The sequence below is a fragment of the Wolbachia endosymbiont of Ctenocephalides felis wCfeT genome (assembly GCF_012277295.1).
In the GTDB taxonomy this organism is placed as follows: Bacteria; Pseudomonadota; Alphaproteobacteria; order Rickettsiales; family Anaplasmataceae; genus Wolbachia.
In genome coordinates, this window is the sequence record NZ_CP051156.1 from 309,561 (window position 1) to 328,821 (window position 19,261).

Sequence of the window (19,261 nt, forward strand, 5' to 3'; positions counted from 1 at the left end):
AGTATAATATGGATACAGAGTAAGAGAAAATCTATGACATTAGTAAAAACTGAAATAGCAAAAATTGAGGATAAAAAAGCTGTAGGGGGATTTTTTAAGATGCTGGGAGGAGTGGCAGACGCAGTTAGATCGTGGGTTGGTAACATTAACCCTGACTTAAATAGCAGTCGCGATATCGAGAGCCTAACTTCAAAAATGAACGAATGTTTAAATCCAAAGGGAGGCGAAGTTTCAGCACGTAAGAACACTGTATCTCTTGGTAATCTATATTTGACTCTATCTGAAGAAGGTAAAGTAAGGTTTTTGCAGACTCTAGCAGAAAAGTTTAACTCACATAGAGAAGAAATAGATGAAAAAATTATAGAATATAAAGAAAATCGAAACTTAGAATTGAGCTATAAATTTGAACAAGATCTTATAAAGGTTCTTGAGTCACCGCGTTCGAAGATATTAAAGCAATTCATATCTTTACCAGAAGGGCTTAAATTTATTGTTGATATGCGCTCTGATGTGCTGAAATTAAAGAATCAATATAAAACTTTGAGTCCACTTGAAAGTGAAATAAAAAACACACTGAATTCTTGGGTTGATGTAGATTTGTTAGATCTCCATCAAATCACTTGGGATTCTCCTGCATCACTACTTGAAAAGCTTATAAAATATGAAGCAGTGCATAAAATTTCCTCCTGGGGTGATTTAAAAAATAGGCTAGATTCTGATCGCCTCTGTTTTGCTTTTTTCCATTATAAGATGCCAAATGAGCCTCTAATTTTCGTGGAAGTTGCATTGGTGAATAAAATTGCCGATAGCATTCAGCACCTTTTGGACGAATCATTACCATCAAATGATCCAAGTAGCGCAAATACTGCAATATTTTATTCAATATCGAATACTCAAGCTGGATTGTCTGGAATTAGTCTTGGTAATTTTTTAATTAAAAGAGTTGTAGAAAAGCTCTCGCAAGAATTTAAGAATGTAAAAACATACGCAACTCTTTCACCGATTCCTGGCTTTACAAAATGGCTAAAAGAGCAAAGTGCTGATCTATTGAATACATTTGACATAAAGCAATCTGGTGAAGAAATTTTAGAACAGCTGAAAGTTAATGCTGAATACGAAAAACAATGTTTACTTAAGCTATGTGCGCATTACTTACTTAAGGTTAAGGGTCATAATGGCAGTGCTTACGATCCTGTGGCACATTTTCACTTAAGCAATGGTGCATCAATAAAGCAGCTAAATTGGATGGCAGATATTTCAGAAAAAGGCATGGATCAGTCAGCTGGAATAATGGTAAATTATTTATATGAATTGCCTAAAATAGATAATAATCATGAAAATTACATGATTAACAAAGTTATTTCTTGTTCAAAGCAGGTGTTATCCATATTAAAGGGATAACGACCCACAACTGTACGAATATTGCATTTTAGGCCAGTTACTCACAAAACGGCGTTATCAGAGTAGCCGTCACTGTGGTCTAGTAAAAAGAATATCATTGGCGTAGCTTTCTGCTTGTTGGCTTGAGGGAAGTGTATTACTTATTTTTCCATTTTTATACGCTTCACTCTCTGCTTCTACGAGGCAGTTTGGAAGTTGAGTGGATAATCCTTCCACGCTTTCTGCTTGTTGTCCTGAGGAGAGTATATTATCTATTTTTTTTCCATTTTTATATGCTCCACTATCCGCTTCTACGAGGCAGTTTGGAAGTTGAGTAGATAATTTTTCCGCATTTTTAGCGCTTATCTTTGGATTTCCTCTAAGACTAATACATTTGAGATTAGGAAGTTTCTCCAAGTGTGGAGCCAGTACTGTTAAATTTGAGTTCCCAAGATGGTTATGCTCAAGATACAAATGTGTAAGCTGAGGAAGTTTCTCAAAGTGTAAAGCAAATGTTTTAAAACTTTGGTCTGTAAACGTGTTATGACTAAGATTAATGCATGTAAGATGAGAAAATTTCTCCAAGTATTTTTCTTCAATTGGGCGTCCAATAAAGCACTTTTGTAAATTAAACTCCTTAATCTTAGATATGTTTTTCCTTTTAGATATCTCTTCTAAAAGCTTTTCTAATGTCTTACCAGGATTGTTTCTCCGTATTTTTAAAACACCTCCGTTAATTTTATAATCATAACCGAGCATTCTATACTTCACTAAAGATTAATATATAAATATTCTATCTAATATCTTTACTTTTGTCAACAAATTAGGTGACCTTTACAAGAATGACACCATTTTCTAATGTATGAAGACCATATTACGTAGAAAAATTCAGTTATTTCCAAAACGGAAATAACTGCTTCAAATCAACCAAATTTAGTGCAACTTACTCTTAATCAGCTCCAGAGCCTTTTTTAGATCTATGCTTTCAATATCTGCATCTTTGCCTAAGGCAACGTTGGTTTTATCGCATTTTATGTAAAATCCATATCTGCCGTTGCAAATGAAGACTTCCTTTCCTTTTTCATTGAACCCTAGGGATTTCAACTCTTTACGTGGGCTATTTGCAATAATTTGTACAGCCTCATCCAATTCTGTGCTCAGCACCCCATTTAAATTCTTCTTAAGGGAAAAATATTTACCATCATGAAAAATATAATATCCAAAGCGTCCAAGACCAACTTTCACTTCTTTGCCGGTTTCAGGGTGCTGTCCAATTGTTTTTGGCAAGGAGAGTAATTGCGCAGCGGTATTTATATCAATATCATTAACATTTACATCTTTTGGTATGGAAACTGCCTTCTTTTTCTCTGGTTCGCTACCAAGCTGCAGGTAAAGCCCATAAGGACCTTTTTTTATCATGATCTCTTGCCCTGTCGCATCATCCAAACCCAAACTTTTTGGATACTCTGATACATCATCATTACGAGTAATTTCTTGCGTGTAATTGCATGTTGGATAGTTAGAGCACCCAAGAAACACTCCTGTCCGTCCGAAGTTTAATTTTAATATACCATCAGAGCAATTTAGGCATTTCTTACCTATTTCTTCTTTTCCTTCTTCTGAGCAAAAGCAGTCGATTATTAAATCACGAATGCCATTAAAAACCTCATCATGAGTCATCTGTTTAACAGAGTTAACATGCGCAAAAAATGGCACCCAAAAATGACTCAGCTCTTTTTTCCAATCTGCATCGCCATTTGAAATTAAATCGAGTTTTTCTTCCATTTGCGCAGTGAAGTCATATTCTATGCAGTTATGGAAAAAGACTTTTAAAAATATAGTAACTATCTTACCGCGGCTACTTGGAATAAACCTTTTATTATCAAGTGTAACATATTCACGGTCTTGCAATACCGAAATAATCGTTCCGTAAGTTGATGGACGGCCGATACCTATTTCTTCCATTTTTTTCACAATGCTTGCTTCGCTATAACGCGGAGGCGGCTGGGTAAAATGTTGTTTTGGATGAGTAGAAATCAGCTTGCACGCTTCCCCTTCATTCATCACAGGTAATAGGCCTTCATTTTCAGTGTCTATATCATCTTTATAGACTTTATAAAAGCCATCAAATAGTATGCTAGATCCATTTGCTCGCAAGATTACTTTCTGATCAGTGGAACTAATTTCTACTACTACTTGATCAAGAATTGCTGATTCCATCTGACTTGCAATGATCCTTTTCCAGATTAAATCATACAATTTAAATTGCTCTGGAGTTAGATAGTTTTTTATGCTACTTGGTGTTCTATTGATGTCAGTTGGACGAATTGCTTCGTGTGCTTCCTGGGCATTTTTGACCTTTTTTACATACTGACGGGGGGATTGCGGCAGATACTTATCACCATATAGCGACTTAATGGACTGTCTAATTGAGCTTATGGCCTCATCTGTAATGTGAAAGCCATCTGTACGCATATAGGTTATTAACCCTACAGTTTCACCGCCAATATCAATACCCTCATATAAATTCTGGGCTATACGCATAACATTTTTAACGTAAAAGTTTAATTTATTTACTGCATCCTGCTGCAAAGTGGAGGTAATAAATGGTGGAAGAGGATTTCTCTTAACTTGCTTACGTTCTATTGTGCTGACGGCATACTGTCTTGATTCAATTTGCTTGACCAAATCTTTTGCTTCTTCTTCATTTTTAATATCAAATTTTTCTAGTTTTTTATTATCATAGTGGCTCAGCATAGCAAAAAAGTTCTCATTTTTGCTGTTTTGCATTTCTGCTTTTATGCTCCAATATTCTTGTGATACGAACTTACTAATTTCATCTTCTCGCTCACATATGAGCCTCAATGCAACAGACTGCACACGGCCTGCAGACTTGCTGCCCGATAACTTTGTCCATAAAAGTGGCGATAAACTAAATCCTACAAGATAATCCAAGGCTCTGCGCGCTTGCTGAGCATGCACTAAATCCATATTTATTTCTCGTGGGTTTTTTATTGCCGCCTGCACCGCTTTCTTTGTTATTTCGTTAAAAACCACTCTATAGATATTGTTTTTATTGTTGATAGCCTTTCTTTCCTTTAATGCCTCTATTACGTGCCAGGCTATTGCTTCTCCTTCTCTATCTGGATCTGTGGCAAGATATATATCTGATGTTTTGTTTGCTGCTTTTACCAGCTTTTTTACATATTTTTCTGCTTTTTCGATGATCTCATATTTTATGGCAAAATCATTATCTGGATCAACAGAACCATTTTTTGCTGGAAGATCTCTTACATGGCCAAAAGATGCAGCCACTTTGAATTCCTTGCTTAGGTATTTGCCTATTGTCTTTGCCTTTGCAGGTGACTCAACTATTAATAACGCCATAATTATTAGTATTTAGATATAATATGTTGAGAAATATACAATGAAAAGTAAAAGAATATTTTAATAAACTGTTCTTATTTTGCAAAATTATAAATATTCTAAATATAATAGAGTAAATATTTAGAATATGCAAGAAAACCATAGGAAGTTTAATTAAAGGTGCAGCTTTGTAAAAAGCCAGGGTAAGTGTTGATATTTAAAACCTTAGATTTCTCGAGTTTGTCCCACTTGAGCAGCTCGACGGTCCATGACCATATTTCTAAATTTTTGCTCCTTTATAGGGTCTGTTATAGGTTCTATCTTATTTTCAGGTATACTTACTAAGGCTTCACTAATACCTTCACTAAAAATTTTATTACATTTTTCTTTTTCCTTTTCATCTTCAGCTTTCCTAGTCTCAGCTTCATGCTTTGCAGCCTGATCAAGTATGTTTTTCTCAGTAGCTGAGAAATGCGGACTTTTATCTTGAGGAACGTCCTCCTTCTTAAATGAAAAAAGACCCTTCACCTGCGTTATTGGAGTATAAATAAGAAAAAGAATAGTAGTAGTTAGAATCAATGGGTTAGCGCCAACAAATGCTATTGTAATGCCGGAAATGACAAGACGAGACGCAGGTCCTGTAAAAAAACTCATTACCCTCTTATCATCACTAGGCAAAGGTTTTTTATTTTCATCCTTAAAATGTTTTCCAATTATTGGAATGTTTGCGAGAAACTCTGTTCCGGGCATAAATTTTTTAGCGAACTTTTTAATATAACCCCAAGCTTCAGAACGTGTTCCACCTTTTACATCTTCAACTACAATATCCGTTGAACTCCTTTCTTTGTATTCATCTACAATTTCTTGTATTGCATTATCTGTGAAATTCCTTTTTTTGCATTCAACTACAGTTTTTTGTGTTTTACTACCTATTGAATTCCAATTTGTAGCTAAATCTTTAACTACGGTAGATAAAAATTGGCCAAAATTCTCTTTGCTTAGTGAGTTTGCTCCTTTTATAACTATGGTGTTTTTAAATATCTTTTCATGATTGTTTAAAATAAAAGTAAGGAATTGCTCTTGATTTGGATTCAATTTACCACAGTTCCTATACGCTTCAATCTTCTTTAAGAACTCCTCATAAATTAACAGGTGTTCTTTCTTCATTGATATAGCTTCCATAACTTATATTTACATTATCTACTCTTTAATTGTAGCACATTTTTCACACTAATTCAACTAAATTGTAGCTTTTCAAGTTATTCTATGAGCTTTTCTGCTATGGCTGACTTTAAACCACGAACGAAATCTGCAATACTACAAGGGTTTCTCCCTTCCATCTGTACAATTTTAGGAATTAAAATGCCGCCCTTTAAACTTATATGCATATTATCATTAATGACCTTTCCTTGCTCTAAATAAGGCGTATTTGCTTCAAAGTCAGCATCGAGTATTCTTATGCGCTTACCTTCCATTTTAACAAATGCTTTTGGGTAAAAAGCTTTAATCTTTCTATAAGCAACTTCACAATTATCATTAACATAAATTTGATAATCTTCTATTTTATCAGCATAGCATGTAAGGCTATCATCCTGTTTTACGGGAATTTGTTTTTCAATCTCATTTAGGACCTCCAAAAGCAATTCACTGCCTAGTTTAGATAATTTATCGTGCAACGTTTTGTAATTATCTTCTTTTTTAACAAGAAATTTTTTCTGCTTTAAAACAGGACCAGAATCAAGCCCTTCATCGAGTTGCATAATACTGACTCCAGTTTCTGCATCACCTGCTAGAATTGTATGTTGTATTGGCGCTGCACCACGCCATCTGGGTAGTAGGGAAGGGTGGATATTTATACATCCATACTTTAGAATATTCAAAATTTTGCTTGGAAGTATCAATCCGTATGCAGCAACAACTGCAATATCAGGTTTAAAATTTTTAAATTTTTCTTGTTCTGCTTGAGATTTTAGGGAAGAAGGAGTACAAACTTCTATGTTATTTTCTTCAGCAAGAATATGTACGGGAGACTTTGTCAACTTTTGCCCACGTCCTGAGGGTTTAGGAGGTTTGGTATATACCGCTATTACAAGAAGCCTATTCTGCGACTTCAGCAGCAAGTCTAACGCGCTAACAGCAAACTCTGGTGATCCCATGAAAATAATTCTCATGCTGCTAGCTCCTTTTTAATTTAGCAAAATTTAAGAAACTGCACTATTTTCTTCTAGTTTGCTACCTGCAATTTCTACTAATTTAGCAAAATCATCCTTATAATTCACAGCCATTTCAGCAAGGATTTTCCTATTTAAGTCAATCTCAGCAAGTTTAAGGCCATGCATAAACCTACCATAAGTAAGACCATGCTCACGTGCTGCTGCATTAATACGTATTATCCATAAACTGCGAAAATCACGCTTGCGATTCCTTCTGTCTCTGTAAGCATACTGCAATGCTTTTTCAACTCTCTGCAATGCGATTCTATAGCAGCTGTTTGCACGTCCCCTGTAACCTTTAGCAAGTTTCAATATCTTTTTATGACGAGCGTGAATAGTAACTCCACGTTTTACCCGAGCCATCTTATCTTACCTCCATTTTTAAAGACCATAAGGCATATAAAGCTTAACTATACGCGAATCAGACTTACCAAGGATTGTTGTACCACGCTGATTACGAAGACTAGATTTGCTTCTTTTTGTCATGCCATGTCGTTTACCTGATTGAGTGGCAACAACTTTGCCAGTAGCTGTAAGCTTGAAACGCTTTTTAACAGAAGATTTAGTTTTTAATTTTTTCTTCATATCTAAAATAACTTTAACATTAGTAGTATAAATAATTTTATTAAAGAATCAAATTAAAATTATATATCATCGAATAACTTAAATGTGATCACACCTAATATATGTGTTATACGCTTTTCATCGCCAAGTGGCAGTAACACCTGCCTCATTTTAACACCTTCACTTTCTTCTTCTTCATGAATTAGGTATTTGCTATCTACAATAGTATCGAATTTATCAATAACTGAATCTATCTTATATAATCGCAAAAACGGTGCATCAATTGTATATTTATTATCAATACACATTTTTTTTTTAAAGCCGTAAAAAAAAGAAGCTTTTTCTCCAGCGTTTTCACAGATATAACCTTGATCACTAACTTCAATGATAAAACAATTCTGCCACGATTCCATTATTTCTGCAGTATCTATTTCATGCCTTGCTGGCCAGTTCCTACTAGATCCTTTTATATCGCTCCAGTGTTGAGTAACCACGTTTGCTATTCTTCTCTCTTTGCCTACATAACTTTCCATTCCGATTTTTATATATGAATCACAGATATTAGGTGAATTTATCCTGAATATATTGATTTTTTCTTACCTGAAGATGCATGTTACTAGGGATTTCAGATGACTGACAGTTAAAATCTTGATTCAGAATATTATGAAAAATATCTTGCAGCTGTAGATAAGCTAAATATTATGTAAAATATTATTCTTCAACTGTTAAGTATAATGGATGCAGCGATCATAAGTAACAATTATACTAGAAGATTCTTTTGTAATGTATGCATCTTAATAGGTGAAATATCTGCAAGGCTTTACTGCATTATCCTTGCGAGCAATTTATTAGAGGGTAGGTGGTTTTTTATCATTCCAGCAAGCGTCTTTTGGAAAATGCTCAAAGAACAAAAAACCCTAAAGGATACATTAGAACAAGATATATTAAACATAATAAAACTGCTGCAAAAAGAAAAATGTACAAAAAAACTAGATGAATTGCGTAAGAAGCTATTTTTTCTGACAAAGTTAAAATTTATAATTGAAACGCTAAAATTAATCATCTTCAATCTCTTAATCATACTTATCGGTATAACTTGTTGTGTTGCCAAAACATTTAGGAACAACACAGCGACTTCTGTAAAAAAAGAAGGAAATGAACATTCTGTAAAAAGAGAAAAATCCAATCAAACTGCTAGTAGTAATAGTATTTTAGGAGAAAATATTAAGAAAAACACTCAATATACTACGCTAGATGATAAGAAATCCTTGGTCACTTGTAATAATCAAAAACAACGAGCAGCGTTTGATAGTTATATACATGGGAATGTGTTACCAAAAGTAGTCGCGCATTTAGCTATAAGCTGCCTTGTTAAGACGGAGAGGAGGTTTCATAGAAAGAGGGAAGAGAGCACCTTGAGATATTCTATATATAGATATACATGTGATTATAAGGTTGTTCGAAATGTGGACAAGAAGAATATACGATATATTCACAACAAGAGACGTGAAAGCGGTCTTACTATTACGCCTGAAAGAGCTGATGCATTTATTGCAAACGTGAAGCACCAAAGTAAATGCGATATCAATAATAATGATCTAGAAATAGACGTGTCAAGCAAACTCAAAGAGCTGTTTATTGATCAGGCTGATATTTCAATTGATAAGAAAATTCAGATGATTATGTAAAAATAGTTGCAATAATTTCCCATAATGTACATAAATAAATTTTATTCTGGATAATTGTATGCATAAATATCAAAATAGCAACTTAAACGATAAATTAACTGACGAAGAGCGTGAGTTTCTCAGAAATAGAGGATTAGCAAAGACATATAACATATTTAATATTGCAAATGGTGACATACACAGTAATTTTACTTTAGTACCTAAAGAGAATAAGAAGTATATTGTAGCACCATTTGACTGTATGCATGAAATTAAATTTGAGTATATCCTTCAGTACTTTGAAAAGCTGAAATATAATTTATATTTTCACCTATTTTTGCACGTTAAAGAAAGGGATCGATTTGGTAGCTTTGATGATTATTTCCGTATGATGAAGGGTATAATACCACTCTCTACTTATTTTAGAGATGTTTTTGATGCAGAGTCATTTCCCTTCACAACTAAGGAATTTTTGTTTGATGGAAAAAATTATAAAGTCCTTGTAAATGATAGTATAACACGTAATTTTGAACGTATTATAGCCTTAATGCTAGTGCACCGAACTCTTGAATGTGCATTTGAGCATAGGGATAAAACATATGATGTAAAATTCACTCGTGATGCAAATTATCTACTAAGTTTGTCATTTTCCAGTAGGGATGAAAGAGATGAATTTGCAGGTGATCTCAAGGAGTTTGTAAAAGTTTTTGGACTTGATATTCGACCTCATATTTCTCTTAAGGAGAGCAGGTCCGGTTACTGTGTGTGTATAAAGGATACAGTAGTCGACTGTGCTCAGCTTTTACAAATACTCAAAGGTGCACTACTTAACGCATCTTCAGCCTGCTTTCGTGGGACAAAGGTAAGTAGAAAGTTCGAAACAAATAGAGTGCTGGAGTTATTGTCAAACAGAATGGGCGAAGTAATCGATAGTAAGGTTAAGCTCTATCATGCAAGCAGAAAGGAATGGGCAGGTAGGAGAGATTCTGACGAAAAAGAATTTCTTGTGCCTTATGTAAGCGAGTATGATCAGAGCAGACCATTGACTGCGCTAGAAATTAAAGATATTAACAAAGGTTTTAGGACAGAAACGCATTTTCTTGATATCATAAGTAAATCCGAGAGAAATAGTTACGTATTCTATGATGATCGAGGAAACGAAGTACAGCCAATTTGTATGAATAGCACGCAGCCTATGACAATAAATCTCACTGACCCGTTCGTCTTGTCTCTAATATATGAAAACACAATGTATGGTCTGAGTTGCGCAGTAAACCCTAAAAGTGGTTTTATTAACAGGGAACCACTGTCGGTATTGAAGAACCCGAGGGTAGAACAACGATCAAATACGGTGCAACCTGATTTCCCAATGTTTGAATTTGAAACTAAGGAAGAATCGAGCTGTGTACTATTGTGACTGCTATCTGCTTTTAGCAGGTAGCACTTTTACAGGAAAATTGTTTTTTTGTCGTCCTATGACTTGATCATAGGATCTAGTTAAAAAAGTCTAGATTCTAGCGGGCTTTGTTGCATCGCTCTTTGGATAGGAGGCAATGCATAATAAATTCATGAAGCTATCTCAAATTTAGCCATGCCTATTTCAGTAAATTTGTTCAGCAAATAACACTTGAGTAGCATTTCTTTCTCACGGTTAATCTCAGATTTGTTCCTAAAACTAAACCCAAATGTTTGCTTCAGTCGCGAGAAAAAACTTTCTATATAAGATCTCTTCCCATAATTTATCTCTTTTTTCCACTTCTTCATACCATCTTCACCATATGACTTTATGAACTTGATTGTAGAATTTCTCTCAGCCATATAATCCAGCTTTGGATGCTCCACTGCATTGTTTTGCAGAGGAATTTTTATCTTTATGCCAAGCTCATTGCACAATTTGTATAACTTCTTTCGATTATATGCTCTGTCTGCATATAGTGTGCTTATATTGTATTTAGCATTAGCCCTTGCAATAAGATCACAGGCTCCATAGTGGTCAGAATAAACTCCACTACTGTATTTTGCAGCTATGACTTTTTTGCTACCTATCTCCAGCATTACATGCAATTTTCTTGTTTGCTTATAGCCACGGTACTTTCTATCTGTACCGTTTGCCTTACTATGGCCTGGAATATTATTGTAGATGCTTATTCCAGTGCTATCTATGGCGATCTCAATATTTTCCATACTGTTTTTATCATGTCTTCGATCATTAATTTTTAAGTTAAGCTTTTTGAATCTTCTGGAAGCCTGGGAATAGCTGATAACTTGCAAATTTTTTCCTATTTGCTCAAGGTATCCCGCTATAAACCCCACCGTTTGTCTTAGGCCTATTCTAAACAAATAAGTTATTATGTGAATTAGAATTACGACTTTATCACTATAAATATTGTTGCCACCGGTCATTTTGGGACTTTTTTCGTACCAATTTTCTATGGCATCGTTGACGTAATAAAAAATATTTCCTCTTTCTTGGAGAAATTTGTTATATTCGTAGCAGTTACTGACTTTCATTTTGACTGGCATATTTTTCCTTTGTCGGTTAAATGCCTGTTTATAATGAATTTCGTCAGTAACTCCCAGTTCTTTTTACTTTAGCTATGCAACAAAGCCATTCTAGCGCCACGCGCTAGAATGACAAATTTATAAATTTATTCCGGTATTAAGTTAGCTATATTTTAAAGAAGTATAGATTGACTTCTTGTTGTTAGTATAATACTCTTTCGCTATGTCTGATAATTTTAGAATTCCTTTAATTTTTTTACTCTCTAGCGTTTTTGCTCTTGGTTTTGCATACGTACTAGAATATTTTTTCAATATATTGCCATGTAAATTGTGTATATATGAGCGAATAGCTTACTACGTTGCAGGTCTACTTGCAATAATGTGTATGGTTAAGAATAACAAAGTGTTAGTCTATGCAATGTTTTGCAGTTACCTCATATGTGCAATAATATCTATTTATCATATAGGTATTGAGCTACATTTAATTCACGATGTTTTAGGATGTACAGAGCAGGCAACTAGCATAGAAGATATTAGAAATAATCTATTAAATCCTAATTATTCTCCATCTTGTGACAGACCTAATTATATTTTTGGTATTTCTTTGGTAACCTGGAATTTGCTTTATTTATTGGCAGTGCTGTTTGTATCAAGTAAAATGTACGTAAACAAACCGGACAGGTAGTTATACACCTTTTTCGTATCCATTCAGCCGGGCGGTAAAATAAAGAGTAGACAAGGAATGCTAAAAAGGTAAACTAGAGTGGCTGTAAGGTAATATGGTTGATCTTTTAGAATTTTGCGAAAGTTTAAGCAGACTATAGAAAAGTTAGAAACAAAAATAGAAGAGCTTAAAGCAGAAAATAAAGCGCTAAGGATCGAAAACGCTGAGTTAAAAGAAAGGCTTGGCTTAAGTTCAAAAAATTCATCTATACCAAGCTCCAAAGAATTATATAAGATGAGGGAAAATAAGCCAAAAAGTGACAGGAAAGTAGGAGCACAGGTTGGACATAAAGGCAGTTACCGCCCTAAAATGGAGGCAGATGAGATGGTAAAAATAGAACTGCCCAATACGTGTGAGTGCGGAGGAGAAATTGCGGTATCAAAAGATCCGTATACTCATCAAAAGGTCGATTTGCCGGAAATCAAGCCGTATGTAGTTGAATATCAACTAGAGCATGGACGTTGCAAAAGATGTGGAAAAAGAAAAAGTAGCAAGCTACAAGAAGGAGTAACTGCGGACACATTTGGTCCAAGAGTTAAGTCAGTAATTGCAGCATTAAGTGGATTTTACAAGAATTCGAAAAAAGAAGTGGCAAATATTATAAAGGACATTTTCAACCTGGATATCAGCGTCGGTAGTGTATCAAATAGCGAGGCTAGAGTGGCAGAAAAATGCCAAGAAGCATATGAGCAAATTGAGGAAGAGGTAAGCAAGAGCAAAATTTTACATATCGATGAAACTAGCCATTACAACAAAGGTAAACAGGGCTGGTGCTGGATGTTTGCGAGCAAAATAGGGAGTGTGATCAAATTGACAGAGTCAAGAGGGATGAAAGTCCTGGAAAATAGTAAATTTGGAAAGAATAACAACCTAGTAGTGACCGACAGATATGCAGCTTACAACTACTTTTCCAGCAAGAAAAGGCAGGTCTGTTGGGCACATTTAGCAAGAGATTTTGAAAGGTTGTCTCATAGTTGGAATAGCGAAGTGAAAGTTTTGGGGTATTATTTAAGGAATGTTGCTACTGAATTATTTGCATTGAAAAAAGCTCTGTTAAAGGATGAAATAGACACATTAAGGTTCATAAGAAGAGCAAGAAAATTACGCAAGCGAACGAGATATTACTTAAAGAATATATCAAATTTACCCGAGGCAATTGGAGCGTCTCGAGTAGCAAAAAATATCATGAAATCGGATCTGATGATGTGGAAATTTTTGGACGATCCAGAAAATATTCCACTGACAAACAACTATGCTGAGCGACAGATTCGGCATTACGTTGTTTACCGAAAAGTTTCATATTTTACACAATCGAAACGGGGAAATATGTTTCTTGAGAGGATAATTTCATTGTACTTGACTTGGAGGCAAAAGAAGTTAAATCCTTTTCAAAACCTACTGGCTATTGCTTCTTAAGCCATACACCTGAATGGATACAAAAATGTAGCAATCGATCGGCTTTGTTGCATCGCTCTTTGGATAGGAGGCAATGCATAATAAATTCATGAAGCTATCTCAAATTTAGCCATGCCTATTTCAGTAAATTTGTTCAGCAAATAACACTTGAGTAGCATTTCTTTCTCACGGTTAATCTCAGATTTGTTCCTAAAACTAAACCCAAATGTTTGCTTCAGTCGCGAGAAAAAACTTTCTATATAAGATCTCTTCCCATAATTTATCTCTTTTTTCCACTTCTTCATACCATCTTCACCATATGACTTTATGAGCTTGATTGTAGAATTTCTCTCAGCCATATAATCCAGCTTTGGATGCTCCACTGCATTGTTTTGCAGAGGAATTTTTGTCTTTATGCCAAGCTCATTGCACAATTTGTATAACTTCTTTCGATTATATGCTCTGTCTGCATATAGTGTGCTTATATTGTATTTAGCATTAGCCCTTGCAATAAGATCACAGGCTCCATAGTGGTCAGAATAAACTCCACTACTGTATTTTGCAGCTATGACTTTTTTGCTACCTATCTCCAGCATTACATGCAATTTTCTTGTTTGCTTATAGCCACGGTACTTTCTATCTGTACCGTTTGCCTTACTATGGCCTGGAATATTATTGTAGATGCTTATTCCAGTGCTATCTATGGCGATCTCAATATTTTCCATACTGTTTTTATCATGTCTTCGATCATTAATTTTTAAGTTAAGCTTTTTGAATCTTCTGGAAGCCTGGGAATAGCTGATAACTTGCAAATTTTTTCCTATTTGCTCAAGGTATCCCGCTATAAACCCCACCGTTTGTCTTAGGCCTATTCTAAACAAATAAGTTATTATGTGAATTAGAATTACGACTTTATCACTATAAATATTGTTGCTACCGGCCATTTTGGGACTTTTTTCGTACCAATTTTCTATGGCATCGTTGACGTAATAAAAAATATTTCCTCTTTCTTGGAGAAATTTGTTATATTCGTAGCAGTTACTGACTTTCATTTTGACTGGCATATTTTTCCTTTGTCGGTTAAATGCCTATTTATAATGAATTTCGTCAGTAACTCCCAGTTCTTTTTACTTTAGCTATGCAACAAAGCCCAATCGATCTCATAATAAACAAGCAAGCTAACGTTAATGTAAAAAATGATAACGGCATAGCTCCCTTACATTGCGCTTCTCTAAAGGGTCATATAGATGTAGTCAACATTCTCTTAGGTAATGGAGAAATTGTCGATGTAGAAGAAAATAATAGCAGAACTCCCTTACATTTTGCATCCTCAAAAGGTGTAGTAGAAGCCCTAGTAGCAGCAGGAGCTGAGGTTAATAAAGCAAATGATAATGGAGATACTCCTTTACATTCTGCATCCACAAAAGGTGTAGCAGAAGCTCTAATAGCAGCAAGAGTTGAGGTTAATAAAGCAAATGATAATGGAGATACTCCTTTACATTATGTATTTCAAGAAAACATAGCAAGAATTTTAATAGCAGCAGGAGCTGATGTTGATAAAACAAATAATGATGGAAATACTCCCTTACATAATGTATCCCAAGAAGACATAGCAAGGATTTTAATAAAAGCAGGAGCTGATATTAATGCAGAAAATGAGAATGGAAGTACTCCTTTACATCATGCTATTGAAGATCAAATAGACATACAAATTATAAAGATCTTTCTAGAAGCAGGAGCTAATGTTAGTAAACCAGATAAAAATGGATACACTCCCTTAAAATTAGCCGAACTTTATGGAGATAAAGAGGTAATTAAAACTTTAACTAAAGCATCTGCAGCTAGCAACCTGACAGAGCTAAAAGCTCTAGAAAAATCGACATCATGTATAATACAATAAAACATAAACACGCAGCCTACCAAATATTAAGCTGCGTTTCTTTCCAAAGCTAAAGCTGCGGAAAAGTTACCATGAGTTCACACAACTCATTTCCTACATACTGGTGAGCTCCTGCAGTTGGATGAAAATAGTCAAAAAAGAAGTATTTATTCAGATCTTCTTCACTACACCCGTTACTATAACAAGATTCGAGTTTCCCTTGAAAAATTAATTGAAAAAGCGTTTTCGTAGTTTCTAAAAACCCATAAATTCCATTTGCAATGTCTGATATACATGCATCCTGATAATTTAAGCCATTATCTCTGTATTCATCAACTATATTTTTTACTTTAGAATAAAGATCAAACTGCTCTATTTTAAGATTTGTACATTCTTTCTTAATACTCTCCAAGCTATCGGCCAATTTTGCATTAAAACTCTGCGTGAGCTTTGTTGCTAACTCTTTCTCTTCATTGTTTTTATTAATGGCTGGTATTAATCCAACATCAGGCACATTTGCAACGATAACGTGCTGAACGTTGTGCTCGCTTAAAACTTTAAGTGCATTACATATTTCACTTACAGCCTGATCTAACATCTCCTCTACTACATCAGCATCATCATAAACTGAAGCAAGCATTATATCGTTCCCACCGATTATGATAAGAAATAGATCTTCTTGCCCTATATATGGATTGTGCTCAATCAATGTACCCAATTGATTTGCTAGTCGGAATTTATTTAAAAAACTAGGATAAATAGGATGATCATAATATTCAGATGCAGTAGCATATGACACCGCATAATTTTGGCCTCTCTGCTCAAATTCCATACCAAGAACAGAAAATTTCCACCCAGGCTTAAATTCCTCTATACCTAAACATCTTGCTAAATATTCAACAGCTACAGGACCATCACTGAAAGATCTTCCTTGATAAAATGGTTCATCAAACTTTACATCGCTTGCAAAAGACAAATTTCTACAAATTCCAATACCTGCACCATTGTCAGATAGGCTGTCACCTAACACATAAAGATTCCTATATCTAGCCATGTTTGTCATTACAATTATTATTTGATTATTATACTATTTTTAACATAAAATATATAAGAAAAAATGTATCCATTCAGGTGTATGGCTTAAGAAGCAATAGCCAGTAGGTTTTGAAAAGGATTTAACTTCTTTTGCCTCCAAGTCAAGTACAATGAAATTATCCTCTCAAGAAACATATTTCCCCGTTTCGATTGTGTAAAATATGAAACTTTTCGGTAAACAACGTAATGCCGAATCTGTCGCTCAGCATAGTTGTTTGTCAGTGGAATATTTTCTGGATCGTCCAAAAATTTCCACATCATCAGATCCGATTTCATGATATTTTTTGCTACTCGAGACGCTCCAATTGCCTCGGGTAAATTTGATATATTCTTTAAGTAATATCTCGTTCGCTTGCGTAATTTTCTTGCTCTTCTTATGAACCTTAATGTGTCTATTTCATCCTTTAACAGAGCTTTTTTCAATGCAAATAATTCAGTAGCAACATTCCTTAAATAATACCCCAAAACTTTCACTTCGCTATTCCAACTATGAGACAACCTTTCAAAATCTCTTGCTAAATGTGCCCAACAGACCTGCCTTTTCTTGCTGGAAAAGTAGTTGTAAGCTGCATATCTGTCGGTCACTACTAGGTTGTTATTCTTTCCAAATTTACTATTTTCCAGGACTTTCATCCCTCTTGACTCTGTCAATTTGATCACACTTCCTATTTTGCTCGCAAACATCCAGCACCAGCCCTGTTTACCTTTGTTGTAATGGCTAGTTTCATCGATATGTAAAATTTTGCTCTTGCTTACCTCTTCCTCAATTTGCTCATATGCTTCTTGGCATTTTTCTGCCACTCTAGCCTCGCTATTTGATACACTACCGACGCTGATATCCAGGTTGAAAATGTCCTTTATAATATTTGCCACTTCTTTTTTCGAATTCTTGTAAAATCCACTTAATGCTGCAATTACTGACTTAACTCTTGGACCAAATGTGTCCGCAGTTACTCCTTCTTGTAGCTTGCTACTTTTTCTTTTTCCACATCTTTTGCAATGTCCATGCTGTAGTTGATATTCAACTACATACGGCTTGATTTCCGGCAAATCGACCTTTTGATGAGTATACGGATCTTTTGATACCGCAATTTCTCCTCTGCACTCACACGTATTGGGCAGTTCTATTTTTACCATCTCATCTGCCTCCATTTTAGGGCGGTAACTGCCTTTATGTCCAACCTGTGCTCCTACTTTCCTGTCACTTTTTGGCTTATTTTCCCTCATCTTATATAATTCTTTGGAGCTTGGTATAGATGAATTTTTTGAATTTAAGCCAAGCCTTTCTTTTAACTCAGCGTTTTCGATCCTTAGCGCTTTATTTTCTGCTTTAAGCTCTTCTATTTTTGTTTCTAACTTTTCTATAGTCTGCTTAAACTTTCGCAAAATTCTAAAAGATCAACCATATTACCTCATAGCCACTCTAGTTTACCTTTTTAGCATTCCTTGTCTACTCTTTATTTTACCGCCCGGCTGAATGGATACATAATTGTTACTAATTTCTTAGTAAATTTATTGATATAGTATATTAATTATATTACTATTGTAATAATAAATTAATTTTTAGGGGAATATTATAAGTATGTCCAATACCACAAAAAATGTACTTAGTGCTACAGCTGTTGTATCCACTATGGCATTTACCTCGACTGCATTTATATTAGGCTTTATTTTTTCACCTTTCTATTTCTTACTTCTTATTCCAGCACTTATTTTAGGTATGTGGCTTGTACGTCAAGTAATTATTAACAATAAAATTGCTTTTTTGAACATAGAGATAATTAAAGACCTGAGAGGGGAGTTAAATAATGCAAATAAGGAAGTTGAAGACCTGAGAAAGGAATTAGATAATGCAAAGAAGAAAGTTGAAACGAAAAGTGAAACTATTGCTGAACAAGGAACTAATTTTACTAGAACTTTAGGGGTTAAAGACAGATTGATTTCTGTGCAGGAAAGTAGGATTTCCATAATGGAAGGGGAGTTAGCTGAGAAAGAAGCTGAAATTTCTGAGATAAGATCTGGATATGGAAGAGCTTTAGAAGCTCAAGAAAATGAGATTTCTAAGCAAGGATATGAGATTTCTCAGATGAAATATGATTTAACGTATAAAGACGCTGCTATTTCTTATATACACTCTTGTTATGAAGAAGTGTTAAAAGCTCAAGGCAATAAGATTTCTCTCTTGGAAGGTCAGCTGACTGATATAAAGAGGGAATTGAGAATTAAAGATATAGTAGCTTGTTCACAAGATGGCAAATTGTCGTTGCTTTTTTCTTCAGAGATATCTGACCTTTTGTACGAAAATAGACTGGAAATAGCAAAGCAATTTACAAGGATGCAAATTTATAAAGAAAAAGTACCGGAAGCAAAATTGCAAGATGTAGCTACGCAAAGGTGTTTATTATACTTGAATCAAGTGGATTAAAGCTCCTAACTCGGAAAATCAGCAGGTTTAGGAGGGGTAGCAACTTCTCCT

Annotated in this window: 16 protein-coding genes and 2 pseudogenes; 7 read left to right on the forward strand and 11 right to left on the reverse strand. The window is 34.7% G+C overall.

What is annotated here, in order from left to right; translation table 11 throughout:
* Positions 1 to 33: 33 nt before the first annotated feature.
* Positions 34 to 1,401: a malonyl-CoA decarboxylase gene (locus HF197_RS01500; protein WP_168463997.1), complete on the forward strand. Its 1,368-nt coding sequence runs from the start codon at positions 34 to 36 to the stop codon at positions 1,399 to 1,401.
* A 69-nt stretch (positions 1,402 to 1,470) separates the two neighbouring features.
* Here the strand turns inward: HF197_RS01500 and HF197_RS01505 are convergent, their stop codons facing one another.
* From HF197_RS01505 to HF197_RS01535, 7 genes are all read right to left on the reverse strand, one after another.
* Complete coding sequence (locus tag HF197_RS01505) at positions 1,471 to 2,139, reverse strand: leucine-rich repeat domain-containing protein (RefSeq protein WP_168463998.1); 669 nt, start codon at positions 2,137 to 2,139, stop codon at positions 1,471 to 1,473.
* Positions 2,140 to 2,313: 174 nt separating this feature from the next.
* Complete coding sequence (topA, locus tag HF197_RS01510) at positions 2,314 to 4,767, reverse strand: type I DNA topoisomerase (protein ID WP_168463999.1); 2,454 nt, start codon at positions 4,765 to 4,767, stop codon at positions 2,314 to 2,316.
* Positions 4,768 to 4,971: 204 nt separating this feature from the next.
* Positions 4,972 to 5,928: a hypothetical protein gene (locus tag HF197_RS01515; RefSeq protein ID WP_168464000.1), complete on the reverse strand. Its 957-nt coding sequence runs from the start codon at positions 5,926 to 5,928 to the stop codon at positions 4,972 to 4,974.
* Positions 5,929 to 6,005: 77 nt separating this feature from the next.
* Positions 6,006 to 6,917, reverse strand: a complete 912-nt coding sequence (fmt, locus tag HF197_RS01520) for a methionyl-tRNA formyltransferase (RefSeq protein ID WP_168464001.1) — start codon at positions 6,915 to 6,917, stop codon at positions 6,006 to 6,008.
* Between the two features lie 30 nt (positions 6,918 to 6,947).
* Positions 6,948 to 7,322 (reverse strand): 50S ribosomal protein L20, encoded by a 375-nt coding sequence (gene rplT, locus HF197_RS01525; protein WP_168464002.1) that lies wholly within the window; start codon positions 7,320 to 7,322, stop codon positions 6,948 to 6,950.
* A gap of 18 nt (positions 7,323 to 7,340) precedes the next feature.
* A complete protein-coding gene (gene rpmI / locus HF197_RS01530; protein WP_168464003.1) occupies positions 7,341 to 7,544 on the reverse strand; it encodes a 50S ribosomal protein L35 in 204 nt (67 codons plus the stop codon).
* A 59-nt stretch (positions 7,545 to 7,603) separates the two neighbouring features.
* Positions 7,604 to 8,056 (reverse strand): PAS domain-containing protein, encoded by a 453-nt coding sequence (locus tag HF197_RS01535; protein WP_168464004.1) that lies wholly within the window; start codon positions 8,054 to 8,056, stop codon positions 7,604 to 7,606.
* 201 nt (positions 8,057 to 8,257) lie between these two features.
* Here HF197_RS01535 and HF197_RS01540 point away from each other — a divergent pair, with 201 nt between their 5' ends.
* Together HF197_RS01540 and HF197_RS01545 are read left to right on the forward strand one after the other, a co-directional pair.
* Positions 8,258 to 9,211, forward strand: coding sequence for a hypothetical protein (locus HF197_RS01540; protein WP_168464005.1), 954 nt, complete (start codon positions 8,258 to 8,260; stop codon positions 9,209 to 9,211).
* Between the two features lie 58 nt (positions 9,212 to 9,269).
* Positions 9,270 to 10,607, forward strand: coding sequence for a hypothetical protein (locus HF197_RS01545; protein WP_168464006.1), 1,338 nt, complete (start codon positions 9,270 to 9,272; stop codon positions 10,605 to 10,607).
* 149 nt (positions 10,608 to 10,756) lie between these two features.
* Here HF197_RS01545 and HF197_RS01550 read toward each other — a convergent pair whose 3' ends face one another.
* On the reverse strand, positions 10,757 to 11,713 hold the full coding sequence (locus HF197_RS01550; RefSeq protein WP_168464007.1) for an IS5 family transposase: 957 nt from the start codon (positions 11,711 to 11,713) through the stop codon (positions 10,757 to 10,759).
* Between the two features lie 202 nt (positions 11,714 to 11,915).
* On the opposite strand from HF197_RS01550, the gene HF197_RS01555 reads away from it, so the two are divergent.
* Both HF197_RS01555 and tnpC (HF197_RS01560) read left to right on the forward strand, forming a co-directional pair.
* Positions 11,916 to 12,377, forward strand: coding sequence for a disulfide bond formation protein B (locus tag HF197_RS01555; RefSeq protein ID WP_168464008.1), 462 nt, complete (start codon positions 11,916 to 11,918; stop codon positions 12,375 to 12,377).
* Between the two features lie 94 nt (positions 12,378 to 12,471).
* A pseudogene (tnpC, locus tag HF197_RS01560) lies at positions 12,472 to 13,832 on the forward strand (IS66 family transposase).
* An 86-nt stretch (positions 13,833 to 13,918) separates the two neighbouring features.
* On the opposite strand, the gene HF197_RS01565 reads toward tnpC (HF197_RS01560), so the two are convergent.
* Positions 13,919 to 14,875: an IS5 family transposase gene (locus tag HF197_RS01565; protein WP_168463866.1), complete on the reverse strand. Its 957-nt coding sequence runs from the start codon at positions 14,873 to 14,875 to the stop codon at positions 13,919 to 13,921.
* A gap of 74 nt (positions 14,876 to 14,949) precedes the next feature.
* Between HF197_RS01565 and HF197_RS01570 the strand changes: the two genes are divergently transcribed.
* Entirely contained in the window at positions 14,950 to 15,711 is a 762-nt protein-coding gene (locus HF197_RS01570) for an ankyrin repeat domain-containing protein (RefSeq protein WP_168464009.1), read from the forward strand.
* Between the two features lie 49 nt (positions 15,712 to 15,760).
* Here the strand turns inward: HF197_RS01570 and HF197_RS01575 are convergent, their stop codons facing one another.
* Entirely contained in the window at positions 15,761 to 16,720 is a 960-nt protein-coding gene (locus tag HF197_RS01575; RefSeq protein ID WP_246168538.1) for an SGNH/GDSL hydrolase family protein, read from the reverse strand.
* A 110-nt stretch (positions 16,721 to 16,830) separates the two neighbouring features.
* Positions 16,831 to 18,191: pseudogene (gene tnpC / locus HF197_RS01580) on the reverse strand (IS66 family transposase).
* A gap of 176 nt (positions 18,192 to 18,367) precedes the next feature.
* Here tnpC (HF197_RS01580) and HF197_RS01585 point away from each other — a divergent pair.
* On the forward strand, positions 18,368 to 19,210 hold the full coding sequence (locus HF197_RS01585) for a hypothetical protein (protein WP_168464011.1): 843 nt from the start codon (positions 18,368 to 18,370) through the stop codon (positions 19,208 to 19,210).
* Positions 19,211 to 19,261: the final 51 nt, after the last annotated feature.